The organism is Streptomyces sp. NPDC060198 (assembly GCF_042728415.1).
GTDB lineage: Bacteria > Actinomycetota > Actinomycetes > Streptomycetales > Streptomycetaceae > Streptomyces.
Window position 1 is genome coordinate 1 of sequence record NZ_JBHWZJ010000135.1, and the last position, 17714, is coordinate 17714.

14 protein-coding genes and 1 riboswitch are annotated in these 17714 nt (G+C 72.4%); of the genes, 11 read left to right on the forward strand and 3 right to left on the reverse strand.

Going from position 1 to position 17714, the window contains the following annotated elements; all coding sequences use genetic code 11:
• Positions 1-164 precede the first annotated feature (164 nt).
• Positions 165-332: riboswitch (cyclic di-AMP (ydaO/yuaA leader) on the forward strand.
• 13 nt (positions 333-345) lie between these two features.
• Positions 346-1110, forward strand: coding sequence for a M23 family metallopeptidase (locus ACFWEP_RS18170; protein WP_387371301.1), 765 nt, complete (start codon positions 346-348; stop codon positions 1108-1110).
• 258 nt (positions 1111-1368) lie between these two features.
• Positions 1369-2064: a GntR family transcriptional regulator gene (locus ACFWEP_RS18175; protein ID WP_387371302.1), complete on the forward strand. Its 696-nt coding sequence runs from the start codon at positions 1369-1371 to the stop codon at positions 2062-2064.
• A gap of 181 nt (positions 2065-2245) precedes the next feature.
• Here ACFWEP_RS18175 and ACFWEP_RS18180 read toward each other — a convergent pair whose 3' ends face one another.
• Positions 2246-2527, reverse strand: a complete 282-nt coding sequence (locus ACFWEP_RS18180) for an HPr family phosphocarrier protein (RefSeq protein ID WP_387371303.1) — start codon at positions 2525-2527, stop codon at positions 2246-2248.
• Positions 2528-2878: 351 nt separating this feature from the next.
• Here ACFWEP_RS18180 and ACFWEP_RS18185 point away from each other — a divergent pair, with 351 nt between their 5' ends.
• The 7 genes from ACFWEP_RS18185 (at position 2879) to ACFWEP_RS18215 (ending at position 13325) form a co-directional block, all read left to right on the forward strand.
• Positions 2879-5800 (forward strand): GNAT family N-acetyltransferase, encoded by a 2922-nt coding sequence (locus tag ACFWEP_RS18185; RefSeq protein WP_387371304.1) that lies wholly within the window; start codon positions 2879-2881, stop codon positions 5798-5800.
• A 59-nt stretch (positions 5801-5859) separates the two neighbouring features.
• Positions 5860-6474, forward strand: coding sequence for a DUF5998 family protein (locus ACFWEP_RS18190; protein ID WP_387371305.1), 615 nt, complete (start codon positions 5860-5862; stop codon positions 6472-6474).
• Entirely contained in the window at positions 6474-7661 is a 1188-nt protein-coding gene (locus ACFWEP_RS18195; protein ID WP_387371306.1) for an alkaline phosphatase family protein, read from the forward strand. Before ACFWEP_RS18190 ends, ACFWEP_RS18195 begins: the two co-directional genes overlap by 1 nt.
• Before the next feature lie 63 nt (positions 7662-7724).
• Positions 7725-8375 carry a thymidine kinase gene (locus ACFWEP_RS18200; protein ID WP_387371307.1) on the forward strand — a complete coding sequence of 217 codons (651 nt, stop codon included), beginning with the start codon at positions 7725-7727 and terminating at the stop codon, positions 8373-8375.
• 1034 nt (positions 8376-9409) lie between these two features.
• Entirely contained in the window at positions 9410-10360 is a 951-nt protein-coding gene (locus tag ACFWEP_RS18205) for a sugar ABC transporter substrate-binding protein (protein WP_387371308.1), read from the forward strand.
• Between the two features lie 261 nt (positions 10361-10621).
• Positions 10622-12202 carry an MFS transporter gene (locus ACFWEP_RS18210; RefSeq protein ID WP_387371314.1) on the forward strand — a complete coding sequence of 527 codons (1581 nt, stop codon included), beginning with the start codon at positions 10622-10624 and terminating at the stop codon, positions 12200-12202.
• A 154-nt stretch (positions 12203-12356) separates the two neighbouring features.
• Complete coding sequence (locus ACFWEP_RS18215; protein WP_387371309.1) at positions 12357-13325, forward strand: Lrp/AsnC family transcriptional regulator; 969 nt, start codon at positions 12357-12359, stop codon at positions 13323-13325.
• A 17-nt stretch (positions 13326-13342) separates the two neighbouring features.
• Here the strand turns inward: ACFWEP_RS18215 and ACFWEP_RS18220 are convergent, their stop codons facing one another.
• Positions 13343-14119 carry a VOC family protein gene (locus ACFWEP_RS18220; protein WP_387371310.1) on the reverse strand — a complete coding sequence of 259 codons (777 nt, stop codon included), beginning with the start codon at positions 14117-14119 and terminating at the stop codon, positions 13343-13345.
• A 251-nt stretch (positions 14120-14370) separates the two neighbouring features.
• Here ACFWEP_RS18220 and ACFWEP_RS18225 point away from each other — a divergent pair, with 251 nt between their 5' ends.
• Positions 14371-15201: a sulfurtransferase gene (locus ACFWEP_RS18225; RefSeq protein WP_387371311.1), complete on the forward strand. Its 831-nt coding sequence runs from the start codon at positions 14371-14373 to the stop codon at positions 15199-15201.
• Between the two features lie 85 nt (positions 15202-15286).
• Here the strand turns inward: ACFWEP_RS18225 and sepH are convergent, their stop codons facing one another.
• A complete protein-coding gene (gene sepH, locus ACFWEP_RS18230) occupies positions 15287-16330 on the reverse strand; it encodes a septation protein SepH (RefSeq protein WP_387371312.1) in 1044 nt (347 codons plus the stop codon).
• A gap of 529 nt (positions 16331-16859) precedes the next feature.
• On the opposite strand from sepH, the gene ACFWEP_RS18235 reads away from it, so the two are divergent.
• A partial coding sequence (locus ACFWEP_RS18235) for a hypothetical protein (RefSeq protein ID WP_387371313.1) occupies positions 16860-17714 on the forward strand: 855 nt, incomplete at its 3' end.

The window sequence follows — 17714 nt, forward strand, 5'->3', positions numbered from 1 at the left end:
GGAGAGATCTCGCCGGGGTCGCGCTGTTTGTCCTCTTTGCCTGGAGCGTGCCCGTCTGCCCTGTGGGATGCGCTACAAAACCCGCTGTCCGTTTGGTGATCGAAAGCGCCGCGGCCTAGCGTCGATCCGGCTGTCCGTCGACTGTGTACCGCACTCGCGGTGCCGGACAGCCATCGCCGAGTCCCCGTCAGGCGCGAGCCTGGGGAGCCGGGGACCCGTGAAGTCCCTGGGGTGAATCGGGCACGCCCGTCTCGTGAGAGGCGCGAACGCCCGTAGGAGACCTTCCTGCTCCGAACCCGTCAGCTAACCCGGTAGGCGAGAAGGAAGGAAAGGATCCGCCCCTCCATGGCGTTCACCCGTGCCACCGGGACCCATCGTGCCCCGGGCTGTCTGACGCGCACCACCGCCCGGTTCGCCGGCGTCGCCGCCCTCGCCGCGACCGGCGTCGTCGCTGCGACTGCCTCCCCGGCTCTCGCCGCCGGTTCGCCCGTCCCGTCGCCCCGTACGACCGGCCTCATCGAGGCCGTGGCGCTCGGCGACTCCATCGCGGACCGGATCGCCGACCAGGCGGAGGCGCAGCACCGCGTGGCCGAGGCCAGGGCGAAGGCCGAAGCGAAGGCCAAGGCCGAGGCCGCCGTGCGGGTCAGGGAAGCCCGTGAGGCGAAGGCGCGCGCCGCGCGCGCAGCCGAGCGCAAGCGGCTGAACTCCTTCCACCTGCCCGTCGCGGGCTCGTACATCAGCACCGGTTACAAGTCGAGCGGCTCCCTCTGGTCCTCCGGCAGCCACTCCGGCGTCGACTTCCACGCCGCGACAGGTACCCCCGTCCTCGCCGTGGGCGCGGGCACGGTCGTCGAAGCCGGCTGGGGCGGCGCGTACGGCAACAACATCGTGCTGCGGATGACGGACGGCACGTACACCCAGTACGGCCACCTCTCCTCGATCGGTGTCTCGGTCGGCCAGGCCGTCTCGTCGGGGGAGCGGATCGGTCTCTCCGGCGCCACCGGCAACGCGACCGGCCCGCACCTGCACTTCGAGGCGCGCACCGGACCGGAGTACGGCTCCGACATGGACCCCGTGGCGTATCTGCGGGCTCACGGCCTCACGGTCTGACCCGCGCGGTCCCGGTCCGGCCTCCGCGCTCGCCCCGACCGGCCGTGACCAGCCCCGACGTCCCCCGATCGCCCCGAAGCCCCGGCCCCGTGCCGGGGCTTCGGCATATCACCCGAAAACCTCCGGCCCGCCGGCTCTGCAGGCAAAAGATATGTGCGAATTCCGGTACGCCATCGGAAATTCACTCAGATTGCAATAGAGTCACGGTGCAGGCTTCGATCGGCCGCGTTTCGCGGGGATTAAGGCGGAGGTTCGGACATGCGCATTCCCGCGCACTCGGTATGCACGGCAATCCGTGAAGACATCGTCTCGGGCGTCTTCGAGCGCGGCAGTCGCCTCACCGAGGAGCTTCTGGCGCGGCGCTACGGCGTCTCGCGCGTGCCGGTGCGCGAAGCGCTGCGGACCCTGGAGTCCGAGGGGTTCGTGGTCACTCGCAGGCATGCGGGCGCCTGTGTCGCCGAGCCGACGGAGCAGGAGGCTGCCGACCTCCTGGAGGTGAAGCTCCTGCTGGAGCCGCTGGGTGCGGCACGGGCCGCGCAGCGCCGTACCGAGGCTCACCTCAAGGTCCTGCGCGGGCTGGTCAAGCTGGGGCAGGAGCGGGCCCGCCGGGGTGAGGGGGAGGACCTGCGCTCGCTGGGCGGCTGGTTCCACGAGACGCTCGCCCAGGCGTCGGGCAGCCCCGGTCTCATCGCGCTGCTGACCCAGCTCCGGCACAAGATCACCTGGATGTACACCGTCGAGCAGCCGGTCCGCCCCGTCGAGTCGTGGGCCGAACACGGTGCCCTCGTGGACGCGGTGGCCCGGGGCGACGCGGAGCGCGCCAGGGGGCTGGCCATGCAGCACGCGGAGCGCTCGCTGGCCGCGCACCGGCCGCGCCGCCCGGTCCGAGCGGTGAAACAGTCCCGGGTGAGCACTTCGCAACATCCCGTAAACACCTCGGGTGCCCGTCATTAACAAACTCACCGTATACAAAGAGAAGTGAATTGACGGGGGGATTATCCGTGCTGCCAGAATTACTGTCGTCACGGTTGCCGAGAGAAAAGGCCGAGCCGAAAATGGCTGAGCCGCCCCGTCCGTGAAGGCGGCGCGGCCGGGCCGAGCGAAGAATTCCGTCATGGAGTCCGGCGGAGGGGGATCAGACCGTTTCCGGAAGCTCGTCGAGCCCCTCGGAGACCAGTTTCGCCAGACGGTCCAGCGCTGCGTCCGCGCCCTCCGCCTCGGAGGCGAGCACGATCTCCTCGCCGCCCTCCGCTCCCAGCCCGAGGACTGCGAGCATCGACGCGGCATTGACCGGGCTGCCGTCCGCCTTGGCGATCGTCACCGGGACCCCGGAGGCCGTGGTGGCGCGGACGAAGATGGAAGCGGGGCGGGCGTGCAGGCCTTCGGCCCATCCGACGTTGACGCGGCGCTCAACCATGGTTCTGCCCTTCGTGAATCTGCGATGTCCTGACCGGTAATCGATTTGTCTAGACCATTGTGTCATGGGGGCGTGGACCTGCGTACCCTCCCGCCGGCGGACGTCGCCGGTGGGCTTCCCAGCCTGCCCCGGCGCCGAATCCGCCGCGACCCGTGCCCGGCACGGCGGTGTCCGTACGGCCCGGACGGGTGACCGGGCGCGGTCGGAGCGGAACGTCGGGCCGGGCGGGTGGACCGACGGGCCGGGCGGGTGGACCGACGGCCGGGCGGGTGGCCCTGCCGTACGCTCCGAGCGCTTGTGGCGCTCCGGGCGCACCCACCCCGGAGCGCCGGACGGTCGTAGGCTTTCCCCATGCAGCCCACGCCGGAGCAGAGTCCGCATCACGCGTACCCCGACCACTGGGAGGCAGACGTGGTGCTGCGGGACGGTGGCACGGCCCGGATCGGACCCATCACCCCGGACGACGCCGGACGGCTGGTCAGTTTCTTCGAGCAGGTCTCCGACGAGTCGAAGTACTACCGCTTCTTCGCGCCCTACCCCCGGCTCTCCGACCGGGACGTCCACCGCTTCACCCACCACGACTACGTCGACCGGGTGGGGCTGGCGGCCACGGTGGGAGGGGAGTTCATCGCCACCGTCCGCTACGACCGGATCGACGACCAGGGCCGTCCCGCCTCCGCGCCCGCCGACGAGGCCGAGGTCGCCTTCCTCGTCCAGGACTCCCACCAGGGCCGCGGCGTCGCCTCGGTGCTGCTCGAACACATCGCCGCGGTCGCCCGGGAACGCGGCATCCGGCGCTTCGCCGCCGAGGTGCTGCCCGCCAACACCAAGATGATCAAGGTCTTCCGGGACGCCGGCTACACCCAGCAGCGGAGCTTCGAGGACGGCTCGGTCCACCTCACCCTCGACATCGAACCGACCGCCGAGTCGCTCGCCGTGCAGCGCGCCCGCGAACAGCGCGCCGAAGCCCGTTCCGTCCAGCGGCTCCTCGCCCCCGCCTCGGTGGCCGTCGTCGGCGTCGGCCGCGCCCCGGGCGGCGTGGGGCGGACCGTGCTCCGCAACCTCCTGCACTCCGGCTTCACCGGCCGCCTGTACGCCGTCAACCACGCCTTCGCCCCCGATCGGGACAGCGTCGACGGGGTCCCCGCGCACCGGTCGGTCAGTGACATCGGCGAGCCGGTCGACCTCGTGGTCGTCGCCGTCCCCGCGGAACGTGTCCCCGAAGTGGTCGCGGACTGCGGGGAGCACGGCGTGCGGGGCCTGGTCGTCCTCACCGCCGACTACGCCGAGCGGGGAGCCGAGGGCCGCGACCGCCAGCGCGCGCTCCTGCGCCAGGCGCGCTCCTACGGCATGCGCGTCATCGGGCCGAACGCCTTCGGCGTCATCAACACCTCCGGCGCCGTCCGGATGAACGCCTCGCTCGCCCCCGAATCGCCCGCGCCGGGCCGCATCGGCCTCTTCACCCAGTCCGGCGCCATCGGCATCGCCCTCCTCTCCGGTCTCCACCGGCGCGGTGCGGCGCTCTCTACCTTCATCTCCGCCGGGAACCGCGCCGACATCTCCGGCAACGACTTCCTCCAGTACTGGTTCGACGACCCCGAAACCGATGTCGCCCTGCTCTACCTGGAGTCCCTCGGCAACCCCCGCAAGTTCACCCGGCTCGCCCGCCGCACCGCCGCCGTCAAACCGGTCGTGGTGGTCAAGGGCGCCCGGCACAGCGGCGCCACCCCGCCCGGCCACGCCGTGCCCGTCAGCCGCATCCCCGACGCCACGGTCTCCGCGCTGATGCGGCAGGCCGGGGTGATCAGGGTGGACACGGTCACCGAGATGATCGACGCGGCCCTCCTCCTCGCCGACCAGCCGCTGCCCGCCGGTCCCCGGGTGGCGATCCTCGGCAACTCGGAATCGCTCGGCCTGCTCACCTACGACGCCTGCCTCACGGAGGGGCTCCGCCCGCGGCCTCCCATCGACCTGACCACGGCGGCCGGGCCGGCGGATTTCCGCGCGGCCCTCGCCGAAGCGCTCGCCGACCCGACGTGCGACGCGGTGATCGTGACCGCGATCCCGCTGGTCGGGGTCGAGGGAGAGGTGCAGAGCGGCGACGGCGAGGTGCTGGCGGCAGCCCTGCACGAGGCGGTGGCGGAGCGCACCGCCGGTGCCGCCAAGCCGGTGGCCGTCGTGCACCTGGAGATCGGCGGACTCGCCCAGGCCCTGGCGGCCACGGCCGGAACACGCCCGGCCGTGACGGGTCTGGCCGCGCAGGCCGCCCCCATGACGGGCCCGCCCACGGAGACACCCGCGAAACCGCCCACGGAGGCGCCCGTGGCGACCGCTTCCGTACCGCCGCCCCCCGCCGGGGCGTCCGCGGAACCCGGGGCCCACACCCAGGCCCCCACCGGCCGTATCCCCGCCTATCCGGCCGCCGAACGGGCCGTCCGCGCGCTGAGCGAGTCGGTCAAGTACGCCCAGTGGCGCCGCCAGGCCGCCGTTCCGGGCAGGGTGCCCGAGTTCCTGGACGACACCATCGACGAGCCCGGCACCGCGGCGCTCATCGACGCGCTGCTCGGCCCGACCCCCGATCCGCGCGGCCGGCCGCTCGGACACGACGAAGCCCGCGAGCTGCTCCGCGGCTACGGCATCGACGTACGGGCCACGCTCCCCGCCCCCGACCCGGACGCCGCCGTGGCCGCGGCCGTGCGACTGGGCTGGCCGGTCGCCCTCAAGACCACCGCACCCCATCTGCGTCACCGCGCCGACCTGGGCGGCGTCCGCCTCGACCTCGCCGGGGAAGACGCGCTGCGACGGGCGTACGGCGAACTCACCGAGCTCCTCGGCAAGCCCGCCGAACTCCAGCCCGTCGTACAGTCCATGGCACCCCGGGGCGTCGACACCGTCGTGCGGGCCACGATCGACGCCGCTGCGGGTGCCGTGCTCTCCTTCGGTCTCGCGGGCACCCCCTCCGAACTCCTCGGGGACATCGCCCACCGGCTGGTTCCGGCCACCGACCGGGACGCAGCAGAACTGATCCGCTCCATCCGCGCGGCTCCCGTGCTCTTCGGCTGGCGCGGCTCCTCGCCCGTGGACACCCGGGCACTGGAAGAACTGCTGCTCCGGGTCTCCCGCCTGGTCGACGACCATCCCGAGGTGGTCTCGGTCACCCTGGAACCGGTCGTGGTGGCCCCGCAGGGGCTGACCGTCCTCGGCGCGAGCGTCCGGCTCGCCCCGCCGCCCGCGCGGACCGATCTCGGACCCCGCCGACTGCCGAACTACTGACCGGGCCCACCCTCCCCGCAGAGTCCCCGGCGGTCACCGGGGCCCGTAAGATGGGGGTCATGGCAAAGACCGGTACGACGACCCAGGGGCTGCGCGCGGCGATCGAGCGCAGCGGCTACTACCCGGCCCTCGTGGCCGAGGCGGTGGAGGCCGCCGTCGGCGGGGAGCCGGTCGCCTCGTACCTCGTGCACCAGGAGACGACCTTCGACTCCAACGAAGTCCGACGCCATGCCACGGTCCTGGTCCTGACGGACACCCGTTTCATCGTCAGCCACACCGACGAGCAGACCTCCGAGACCGAGTCGCCGACGCCGTACGCGACCACCTCCACGGAGTCCGTGCACCTCGGCCGGATCTCGTCCGTCGTGGTGAGCCGCGTGGTGGCGGACCCCGAGAAATACGTGGCCGGTTCGCTGCCCCGCGAGGTCGTCCTCACCATCGGCTGGGGCGCGGTCTCCCGCATCGACCTCGAACCGGCCGCCTGCGGCGACCCCGACTGCGACGCCGACCACGGCTACACCGGCAGCTCCACCGCCGACGACCTCAGCCTGCGGGTCAGTGAGGCGGGCGACGGCCCGGACACCGTGCGCCAGACGCTCGCCTTCGCCCAGGCACTCAGTGAAGCCACGGCGGCCACCGCGGCCACGGCCGCGAACGCGGCGACCAACCGCTGATGGTCCAGCCCGCCTGGCAGGACCCCGTGCTGCTCCCGCTCGACACCGCCCCCGTGCCCGAGTACGGCACCGGGTCCCTCGCGGATCTGCTGCCGACCCTCGTCGCGGGGATGGAAGTGCCCGGCTTCACCGCCTCGATCCCGGAACTCACTCCCGCCGACCGCAACTGCGTCTTCCTGATCGACGGCCTCGGCTGGGAGCAGATCAAGGCGCATCCGGACGAGGCCCCGTTCCTGCACTCCCTGCTGCCCACCTCGCGCGGCGGCACCGGCCGTCCCATCACCGCGGGCTTCCCCGCCACGACGGCGACCTCCCTCGCCTCGGTCGGTACGGGCCTGCCGCCCGGCAAGCACGGGCTGCCCGGGTACACCGTGCGCGATCCCGCCACCGGCGGGCTGATGAACCAGCTCCGCTGGAAGCCGTGGACCTCGCCGAAGGCATGGCAGCCGTACCCCACCGTCTTCGGCCTCGCCGACGCGGCGGGGGTGCGTACGGCCCAGGTCTCGGCGCCCGCCTTCGAGCAGACGCCGCTGACCAAGGTCGCGCTCAGCGGCGGCTCGTTCCTGGGCCGCCTCGCCGGTGAGGAACGCATGGACGTCGCGGCCCAGCGGATGGCCGCCGGGGACCGGTCGCTGGTCTACACGTACTACAGCGAGGTGGACGGAGCGGGCCACCGCTTCGGTACCGACTCCGACGCCTGGCGCGGGCAGTTGATGTACGTCGACGGCCTCGCCCGGCGTCTTGCCGAGCAGCTGCCGCCCCGCTCGGCCCTCTACGTCACCGCCGACCACGGCATGATCGACATCCCGTTCGACGAGCAGTCCCGCATCGACTTCGACGAGGACTGGGAGCTGCGCGCGGGCGTCGCCCTGCTGGGCGGGGAGGGCCGTGCTCGTCACGTCTACGCCGTGCCCGGAGCCCAGGCCGACGTGCTGACCGTCTGGCAGGAAGTGCTCGGCGAACAGTTCTGGGTGGCGAGCCGGGACGAGGCGATCGCCGCCGGATGGTTCGGCCCCGAGGTGGACGAGCGCGTCCACGGCCGCATCGGCGACGTTGTCGCCGCCGCTCACGACGACGTGGTGATCACCGCCTCGTCCAACGAGCCGCACGAGTCCGCGATGGTCGGGATGCACGGTTCGCTGACCCCGGTCGAGCAGCTCGTCCCCCTTCTCGAAGTACGCACCTGACGCTGCCGCCCCACCGGCGCGTCCCCCCTGCCACCCCCCATGTCGAAAGGCGTCCGACCTCTCATGCCCGAGCTTGTGTTCTTCTCCGGAACGATGGACTGCGGAAAGAGCACGCTGGCCCTGCAGATCGGTCACAACAGGTCCGCGCGCGGGCTCCAGGGCGTGATCTTCACCCGCGACGACCGGGCGGGCCAAGGGAAGCTCTCCTCGCGGCTGGGGCTGGTGACGGAAGCCGTCGAGGCCGCCGACGGCATGGATCTCTACGCGTACGTGGTGAACCAGCTGTCCCAGGGCGGCAAGGCGGACTACGTGATCGTGGACGAGGCGCAGTTCCTGGCCCCGTCGCAGATCGACCAGCTCGCCCGGATCGTGGACGACCTCGGGATGGACGTCTTCGCCTTCGGGATCACCACCGACTTCCGCACGAAGCTCTTCCCCGGTTCGCAGCGCCTGATCGAGCTGGCCGACCGTCTCGAACACCTCCAGGTGGAAGCCCTGTGCTGGTGCGGCGCCCGCGCCACGCACAACGCCCGCACGGTGGACGGGGAGATGGTCGTCGAGGGCGAACAGGTCGTGGTCGGTGACGTCAACCGCCCGGCCAAGGAGGTCGGTTACGAGGTGCTCTGCCGCCGTCACCACCGGCGCCGCGCCACCTCCGCCACCGCCCACGCGGGCGCCCTGTCGCCGGACGTCCTCCCGGTGAACCAGGTCTGACGACCCGTCATTGCGTCCTGGGCTGTCGGCTGTCCCGCCCGCGGGCCGGCCGGCGCCGCTCTCCCGGTGGCCCCGGCGACCCCTGATCCACGTCGTGCGGCGACGACGCGGCGCCGAAGGACCGAGGGCGGGCCATGGATCCGGTACTCGGCCCACCGCGCGCAGTCGAGCCGATCCCGCTGGGCGCGCCGCTCGACGAGGTGTTCACCGCGGTGCCCGGGGGATGGGGCCGGCCCAGGGTGCTGCGGCGCCGGGGTACGGGGTTCGGCGAGGTCGTCCCGGACCCTCGGCCACGGCGGTGTACAGGTGCCGGCGGAAGGGGGCCCGGGCCACCGCCGTCGAGGTGTCTGGTGGCCGGGTGAGGGCCGAACCTCCAGCGCGCGGCTGCCGCTGGAGGGCGACGAGGTGTTCAGCACCCCTTCGGGGCAGCTCTTCCGGCGCGCCACCGCACGGCGCCGGACGGTCTACGCCTCTCGCCCCGCATGTCCGGTGATCCCCGGGGTGTGACCGGGCTTCGCCCGGCAGGCTTCGCGGGAGGTCGTGCGGGACGCCGACGGGCCGGCGTCCGTCACCTCGGTCCTGGTGGGCGACGAGGGCTCCTACGACCGCCTCCGGGGCCGGCGCGGCTGACCTCGACCACCAGGAGGACCACGCGGTCGAGGGCGTGACCGTGACATCCCGGTCACGACTGCCCTGCCGCCGCCCGCGCCCTCCGCCCCGGCCTTCACGCCTGGTCGTGCCTGGTCCACGCCGATCCACGCGACGCCCGTTCCTTGATCCCGTTCCCTGCAACCACACCTTGCGCGCCGCGTGGGGGTTGGCCGGGCCGGACGCGCGTTACGTTGTGCGCCGCCGCCGGACGTCCGGGGCGTCCGAGCGACCGCGCCGGCTCCTGCGGCATGTCCGTACGGCGACCCCGGCATGCCTTCGTCCGGGCGCGTTCGGGCGCCCCGGGCGCGCCGTTCACCGACCCGGTCCGGCCGCGCGAACCATCGCCCCTCGTGTGATCCGCCCACCGCAGATAAGGCCGATTCATGACTTCTTCGCCGCGCAGTGTCCCCGGTCGGCTGGCCGCCGCAGCCGCCCTGGTCTCCCTGCTCGCGGGGTGTTCCTCGTCCGACGACAGCGCGGGCGGGGACGACGGCTCGACGGAGATCGGCTTCGTCAACGGAGCCGGCACCGTCTTCCACACCTGTCTGCAGAAGGCGATGGAACAGACCGCGAAATCCCAGGGCGCCCACCTCGTCGTCGCCAACTCGTCGCAGAACCCGGTCACCGAACTCTCCAACATAGAAGACCTGATCGCGCGGGACGTGGACGAGCTGATCGTCCAGACCGTGGACGTGGACACCCTCGACGTGGACGTGGCCAAGGCACGGGCCGCCGGCATCCCGATCTTCCTCACCTCGGTGAACGTGGAAGACCTCTCGGGGGTGCTCGGCGCGGTGGTGGTGGACCTCGGCCGGCTCGGCGCACTCGACGCGGGCTGGGTCGAACAGGACGCGGCGGGGCGGAGCGTCAAGGTCGGAGTGATCGCCGGAGCCCCCGGCGCGGCCTCGGACCTGATGGTCGCCGGGTTCCAGGAGGCCCTTCCGGCGAACGCGAAAATGGTCTCGGAGCTTCCGGGGATGTTCGATCCGGCCAAGGCCCGTGAATCCGCGCAGGACATGATCGAGGCCCATCCCGATCTCGACTACGCCTTCGTGGCGAACGAGGAGATGGCCCTGGGCGCCCGGCAGGTCTTCGACGCGGCCGGGGCCCACGTCAAGATCGTCACCGTGAACGGCACCGACGAGGGTCTCCAGGCGGTCAAGGACGGACGGCTCGCCGCCACGGTGGCCAACTCCGCATCGACCCTTGGTCAGTTGGCGGTGCGGAACAGCCTCGGGCTGATGGCGGGAAGCTCCGTCGAGAAGGTCACCTCCGCCCCGATCCTCCTGGTCACCCGGGACAACGTCGACGAGGCGCCCGCGTACTGCTCCTGACGGCCCGGGGCGTGACCACGAGGGGGCGTCCGCCCGCCCCCTCTTCCCGCTCCCGGATGCCGAGAATCCGGCGTTCGGAGTTCCGCGATGTCGAGAATCCGGCTATGGGGCCCGCCGACTGGCACCCGTGCGGTCCTTGTCCGCATAGTTCCGTCTGGCATCGAAAGACAGCGGCGGGCACCCGCCGCGGAGGAGCTCTCCGTGAACAGCACACCCCCAACCATCGGCCGCGCCCCCGACCGGCGCGCGGCCACTTTGGTCATGGCCTGCATAGGCGTGTTCGTGGCCTATTTCCCGATCACCACAGTGTCGGTGAGCCTCCCCGTCATCCAGGAAGCTCTCGGCGCCTCCACCTCGGACCTCTCGTGGGTCTCGGACGCCTTCGTCCTGCCGGTGGCCGCTCTGATCCTGACGGCCGGAGTCTTCGGTGACGTACACGGGCGCAAGATGGTCTTCCAGGCGGGGCTCGCACTCTGCGCCGCCGGTGCCACCGTCTCGCTCTGCGCCCAGTCGATCACCATGATCTGGATCGGACAGGCCCTCTCCGGTGCCGGGGCCGCCGCACTGCTGCCGATGACCCTCGCGCTCATCAGCCACGTGGTCCCCGACCACCGCGAACGCGGCAAGTTCATCGGCCTCTGGACGACCTTCCTCATGGGGGCGCTCGCCGTCGGCCCGCTGATCGCCGGCACGATCACCGCCCACGCGGACTGGCGGTGGATCTTCCTCCTGCCCATCCCGCTCTCCCTCGCCGCGATGGCCGCCGGTGTGCGGCTGCTCGACGAATCCCGGTCGCCCTACCCCCGCAAGCTCGACTGGCCCGGTCAGATCACCGCTGCCGTGGCCATCACGGCTTTGGTCTACGGGGTCATCGAAGGCGGAGCGTCCTCCTTCACCGAACCGCAGGTCCTCGCGGCCCTGGCGATCGCGGTGATCTGCGGAGTCGTCTTCGTGCTGGCCGAGCGCCGCAGCGACAGCCCGATGCTGGACCTGCGCATCTTCCGCAGCCCGGCCTTCACCGGCTCCACGCTGGTCGTCATGATCAGCTTCCTGGGGCTGATCGGCTTCTTCTTCGTGCTCAGCCTCTACTTCGGCATGGTGCAGCAGCTCACCACGCTGGAGGCGGGAACGCGCCTCCTCATGGTCACGATCATGCCGCTCATCCTGGGCGCCGTCTTCGGCCGCCTCGCCCAGCGGCTCTCGGCCCGACTCCTGATCACCGGTGGGCTGCTGATCGCCACGGTGGGGCTCTGCACGCTGACCACCATCGGCATCGACACCTCCTTCGCCTCGCTGGCCTGGCGGCTCGCCCTGCTCGGCACCGGCCTCGGCATCGCGTTCCCCTGCATCACCGCAACCGCCGTGGGCTCCGTACCGCCTCACCAGGCCGGCATGGCGGCGGCGGGCAACAACGCCTTCCGGCAGGTCGGCGCGGCTCTCGGCCCCGCCATCCTGGGGGCGCTGCTGACCACGAAGGCGGTCGGCGCCCTCCCCGGGCACCTGACCGACCAAGAGCTCACGGGGGCGGCCGGCGAGCGCATCACCGCGGCCGTCGATCGCGGCGGCCTGGAGGCCGTCGCCGGGATGCCACTGGGCGCCGACACGGGGCGCGCCCTCCACGCGCTGTCGCTCTCCTTCGTGGACGGCCTCCACCTCTGCCTCGTCGTCTCGGCAGCTCTCATGCTGTGCGGTGCGATCGTCGCGGCCGTCACCCTGCGCCCCCGCGGCGCCACACCTTCCGTCCCCGCGGCGGGAAGCACCGGCCTCCTCGTCCGGGCCGCCGACGGCGAGGCGCGCACGGGCGCACCGGCCGCTGCGGGCACCGGACCGGACCACGGCTGACGGACCACCTCAGCCGCCCCCCCACCAGCGCTTTCCGCGCGAGCGGGCATGCTGGTGGGGGGGGGCGGGCCGTCGTACGGTCCGCGCACGCGCAGACGACGGACGTCCGGGCCGTACGCGCGCACCGGACGGACAGACGGATCGGAGATGCACGGTGGCCCTGCCCGACGCCTTGGACCTGAAGGTGATGCAGGCCCTCCAACTCGACGGCCGTGCCTCCTTCGTCCAGGTCGCGGACGTCCTCGGCGTCTCGGACAAGACCGTCGCGCGCCGCTTCACGGGGCTACGCCGCGACACCGGTTTCCGCGTGGTCGGGGTGACCGACGAGACCAAGCTCGGGCGGTCGAGCTGGATCGTCCGGTTGCGCTGCACGCCCGATGCCGCCGAACCGCTCGCCACCGCGCTCGCGCGCCGCGCCGACACGTTCTACATCAGCCTCATGTCCGGCGGCACCGAGGTCATGTGTGTGATGCGGCCGCGCACCCGCCAGGAACGCGACGAACTCCTGCTCGGGCGGCTGCCGCGCACCCCGCGCGTCGTCCAGGTCGGCGCCCACTGCGTACTGAACCAGTTCTACGGCGGTCCGCTGGACTGGCTGAGCAAGATCGACGCCCTGACCCCCGAGCAGGAGGACGCTCTGCGCCCCCGGCTCGGGGAGCCTCCCGCCGGGCCCGTGACCCTCGACGCCGTGGACGAGGCGCTGATCGATGTGCTCCGCCGGGACGGCCGGGCGCCGATGGCCGAACTGCAGAGCAGGACCGGCCAGTCCGAAGCCGTGGTCAAGCGGCGGCTGGACCGGCTGCGCCGCAGCGGCGCCCTCTATTTCGACGTCGAGTACGACCACGAACCTCTCGGCCACGGTGTGGGGGCCATGCTCTGGCTCACCGTGGCGCCCGCCGATCTGGTCGCGGTGGGCAAGACGCTGGCGGCCCACCCCGAGGTGCGGTTCGCGGCGGCGGTCAGCGGCCGCGCGAACATCGTCGCCGCCGTCCAGTGCCGCACCACCCAGGATCTGTACGCCTATCTGACGGACCGTATCGGTGCGACCCCCGGTGTCCAGAACGCCGAGACCGTGCTGACGCTGCGCCAGGTGAAGGTGCTGACGTACGACCCCCGTCGCTGACCGCGCCCGCCCGCCGGTCAGCCCTCGCCGCTCCGCACGATGGTGAAGGCCGCACCCTCCGGGTCCGAGACCGTCGCGAGCCGGCCGCTCGTGCCCTCGCGCGGCGGCTGCAGGATGTGCCCGCCGAGTTCCACCACGCGGGCAGCGGCCACGTCGGTGTCCTCGACCTCGAAGTACGTCATCCAGTGCGGTCCCCGGTCACGCGGCAGGGCGTGCCCGACTCCGTGCAGGGCCGCCACCGGGCGGCCGTCCAAGTGCAGTGTCTGGTAGTCGAAGTCGGCGGAGACGACCGCCTGGACCTCGTAACCGAACACCGCCTGGTAGAACTTGGCGACCGAGGACGTCTCCCGGGTGATCAGCTCGTTCCAGACCGGGGTACCCGGTGCGCCCCAGAGCCGCGTCCCCATGTGCCGGGCGGCCTGCCAGACACCGAAGACCGCGCCGTTCGGGTCGGAGGCGATGGCCAGCCGGCCGGCCGGACCCGCGTCGAGAGGGCCGACCGCCACCGTGCCTCCGCAGGAACGGATCGTCTCGGCGGTGGCGTCCGCGTCATCGGTGGCGAGGTAGGTCGTCCAGGCGATCGGCAGATGACGGTCCGGGGGCAACTGGCCGATACCCGCGATCTCCTCGCCGTGGAGGCTGCCGCGCACGTACGGGCCGAGCTGCTCCGGGCCGGGCTTGAACTCCCATCCGAAGAGGGCGCCGTAGAAGTCCTGGGTGGCGCTCAGGCCGTGCACGATCAGACTCACCCAGCAGGGCGTGCCGGGTGTGCGCCGGGAGACAGCCTCGGTCATCGTCTTTCTCTCCTCGGACCATCGTGGTGGCCGTGCGGCAGATCGGGGGCGGTCCGCCGTCCAGGGGTGCGGTACGGCTCGTACGCCCCGCCCCGATGCTCGCACCACCTGGGCCCGGAGACGCACCGGCCGCGCCGCGCGGCGCGCGTTCTCGGCAGAACCGGACCGATTTGTCCGGTGTGACGCACATGTCGTCCGCGTTCACGCGGACGCCACACCCCGGGGCCGGTCGCTGCGCGAGGATGGCCCTCATGAAGCCCATCATCACCGCATCCGAATACGCGGGCGAGTCGGCAGGGCCCCGCCCGCCCGTGGTCCTCGACGTCCGCTGGCAGTTGGGCGGCCCCAACGGCCGGACCGCCTACGAGGCCGGTCACCTGCCCGGAGCCGTCTACGTGGACCTCGACACCGAACTGGCCGGCCCGGCCGGAGCCGGTGGCGGCCGTCATCCCCTGCCCGACCCGGAGAGCTTCGGCGCCGCGATGCGCCGGGCGGGGATCTCCGCGGACCGGGCGGTGGTGGTCTACGACGGTGGCCAGGGCTGGGCGGCGGCCCGTGCCTGGTGGCTGCTGCGCTGGGCGGGGCACGGGGACGTCCGGGTGCTGGATGGGGGTCTCGCGGCGTGGGACGGTGAGCTGTCCACCGATGTCCCGCGCCCCCAGGAAGGCGATTTCCGGCCGAAGCCCGGTGAGCTGCCGGTGCTCGACGCCGACGGCGCGGCAGCTCTGGCCCGTACCGGAGTGCTGCTCGACGCGCGCGCCGGTGAGCGCTACCGGGGCGACGTCGAGCCGATCGACCGGGTGGGCGGTCACATTCCGGGCGCCCTCTCGGCCCCGACCGGGGAGAACGTGGGCGCGGACGGGCGCTACCTGCCCGCCGCGCGGCTCGCCGAGCGCTTCGCCGCCCTCGGTGCCACCCGCGACGGCGAGATCGGCGTCTACTGCGGCTCCGGCGTCTCCGGGGCCCACGAGGTGCTCGCCCTGGAGATCGCCGGACTGCGGGCGGCGCTGTATCCGGGCTCCTGGTCCGAGTGGTCCTCGGACGATTCGCGCCCGGTCGCGACCGGACCGGACCCCCAGTAGGAACCGCCGCCGGACAGTGTCCGGAAACAGTCGCAGGGGCCGTACGCGTCACGCGTGCGGCCCCTGCGGTCCGTAAGGGTCCTGATCAGTCCTGCTTCTTACGCCGGGTCCCGAAGACGATCTCGTCCCAGCTGGGCACCGCAGCCCGGCGGCCCGGGCGGACGCCGTCCGCCTCGGCCTGGCGGTCGGTGGTCCCGGTCAGCCGGTCACGGTGTCCCGCGACGGCGCGCGGCATCAGCACGTCGGCGTAGGCGGAACCGGCTCCCGCCGACGCCGCCGCGGCCGGTGGCTCGTCCGCCGCCGGCTCCTCGACGGCCGGTTCGATCGCCGCCGGCTCGGGCTGCGAGGGCCGCTCGGGTACGACCATGTCGCCCCGGAAGCTCGGTACCGCTTCCAGCAGGCTGGTCAGCGAATCGCGTTCGGCGGCCGTCGGACCGGAGTACTCCTCCGGCTCGGCGTGCCGCTCCATCTGCCGGTCCAGGGCGCGGTCCAGCGGACGGTCCCGGGGCAGCCGCGCGATTCTCGGCACGAACGGGAAGCTCGGCTCCGGAGCCGCGGCGTCCGACTCGCCGATGAGGGAGCGCGCCTCGTCGTCCACGGCCTGGACCAGCCGCCTCGGCGGGTCGTAGGTCCAGCTCGCCGAGTGCGGTTCCCCCGCCACGCGGTAGACCAGCAGGACTTCCCAGGTGCCGTCGTCGCGGCGCCAGGAGTCCCACTGAACCGTTTCCTTGTCCGCGCCGCGCAACAACAGACGTTCCTGCACGGCGTCGCCGAGCTGGGGGCCTGTGTTCTCGCCGGGACGGCGTACGGGAGTCTTCCGGGCCCTCTCGGCCATGAAGGCGCGCTCCGCGAGCACGGGGCCCTCGAAGCGGCGGACACGGTCGACCGGAATCCCGGCGAACTGGGCGACCTCCTCGGCGGAGGCACCGGCTCGTATCCGGGCCTGGATGTCCCGCGGGCGGAGGTGGCTCTCCACCTCGATCTCGATCTGTCCGAGCCGCGCGCGGTCGTTGCGCACCGCGGCACGGAGACGCTCGTCGATCGGAAGCGTGTACTCCGTGCTGTCCGCAGCCTTGAGCACCAGTCGTGTGCCGTCGTTGGAGACGGCCACGACACGCAGTTCGGGCATGGGGACCTCCCGGGTGGTGCCTGCCGACGTCACGTGCGTCGCTGCTTCCGCTAGTCGAGTGTGGCCTGCCCGGGTGCAGCCTGCCACAACCTTGCCAAGTTGCCCGGCGTGTGTCGGGCCTTGGCCCTGGTACGCCGTCGTGACACGGTCACCCATGGTGGCGCAGAACGACCGGTGCGGCCACCCTGTGCAACGGGTCTCCGTGCGATGCGTCGGCGCCGCCGGTTCGAGTGCCGCCTTCGGCCCCCTCCCGCAGGACCCGGATCACCCTTGCGGGAGTCCGGCCCCAGGGCTCGTCACAGTACTCCATTCGGGCCACCGGGGTGGACCGGCACGCCGTCCGAGTTGTCGACGGGTGTCGACGGCGACGGTGGTTGACGACGGGCATGAGGGTGCCTATACCCATTCGCCGCCCTTTTGCTCGTGACGCGTGTCCCTGTTCACAGAATCACCAGAAACGGAACTATCCGCTTCGCCCAAAGGTCTCTTCCTGGTGCAGGGTGGGAGAGATGTCAAGCAAGGGCTGGTAATGGTTCAGAAGCCGGAAAGCGACACGGAACCGAAGGAAAGGCGCATAGATCTGAATGTGCCGCAGGTCGCCGGCAGTGCCGTGGCCGCGGTCGCGGCCGCGGTGGCGGCCTCGCAACTGGGGGTCTACGGAACGATTCTGGGGGCCGGCGTGATGAGCGTCGTCGCCACCTGCGGAGGCTCCGTCTTCCAGCACTTCTTCCGCCGCACGGGCGAGCAGATCCGAGAAGTCACCGTGCAGGTGACCCACCCGGGGGGCCGTCAGGTCGCCGTGCGGACCCGCGAGACGACTCGCGGACGCGGGGGCGCCACGTACTTCCCGGAAGGTGCCGACGCCGACGCCGACGGTACGCGGCTGCTGGATCTCACCGGTGAACCGACCGGACCGGCGCGGGCCGGCGTCGCGGGCACCCGGGCGAACGATCCGGACCCCCGTACGCGGCTGCTCGGCCAGGACCAGGACCGGACCCGGCTGTTGCGTGCGGTCCCCGCCCCGGCCGCGGAGCAGGACGACGCCACCCGGCTGCTGCGGATCACCGGCGCCGGCCTGCCGCCGGGAGAGCACGGACCGGACGAGGGGTTCTCGGAGGCGACCACCCACGGCTCCGCCCGCCGCAGCCGGCGCAAGCCCGTCCTGGCGGCCGTCGTGGTTTTCGTCGTGTCGATGCTCGGGATCACCGGATTCGAGCTGATCTCGGGCAACGACCTCAGCGGCGGCAACGGTACGACCGTGGGCTCCGTCGTCCGGGGCAGCGACCCGGGCACGGCCGACCCGGCGCCGGAGCCGTCGACCGGCGGTGATTCCCCCACCGGCACCGAGGGCACCGAGGCCACCCCGGGCACCGGCACGGGGGAG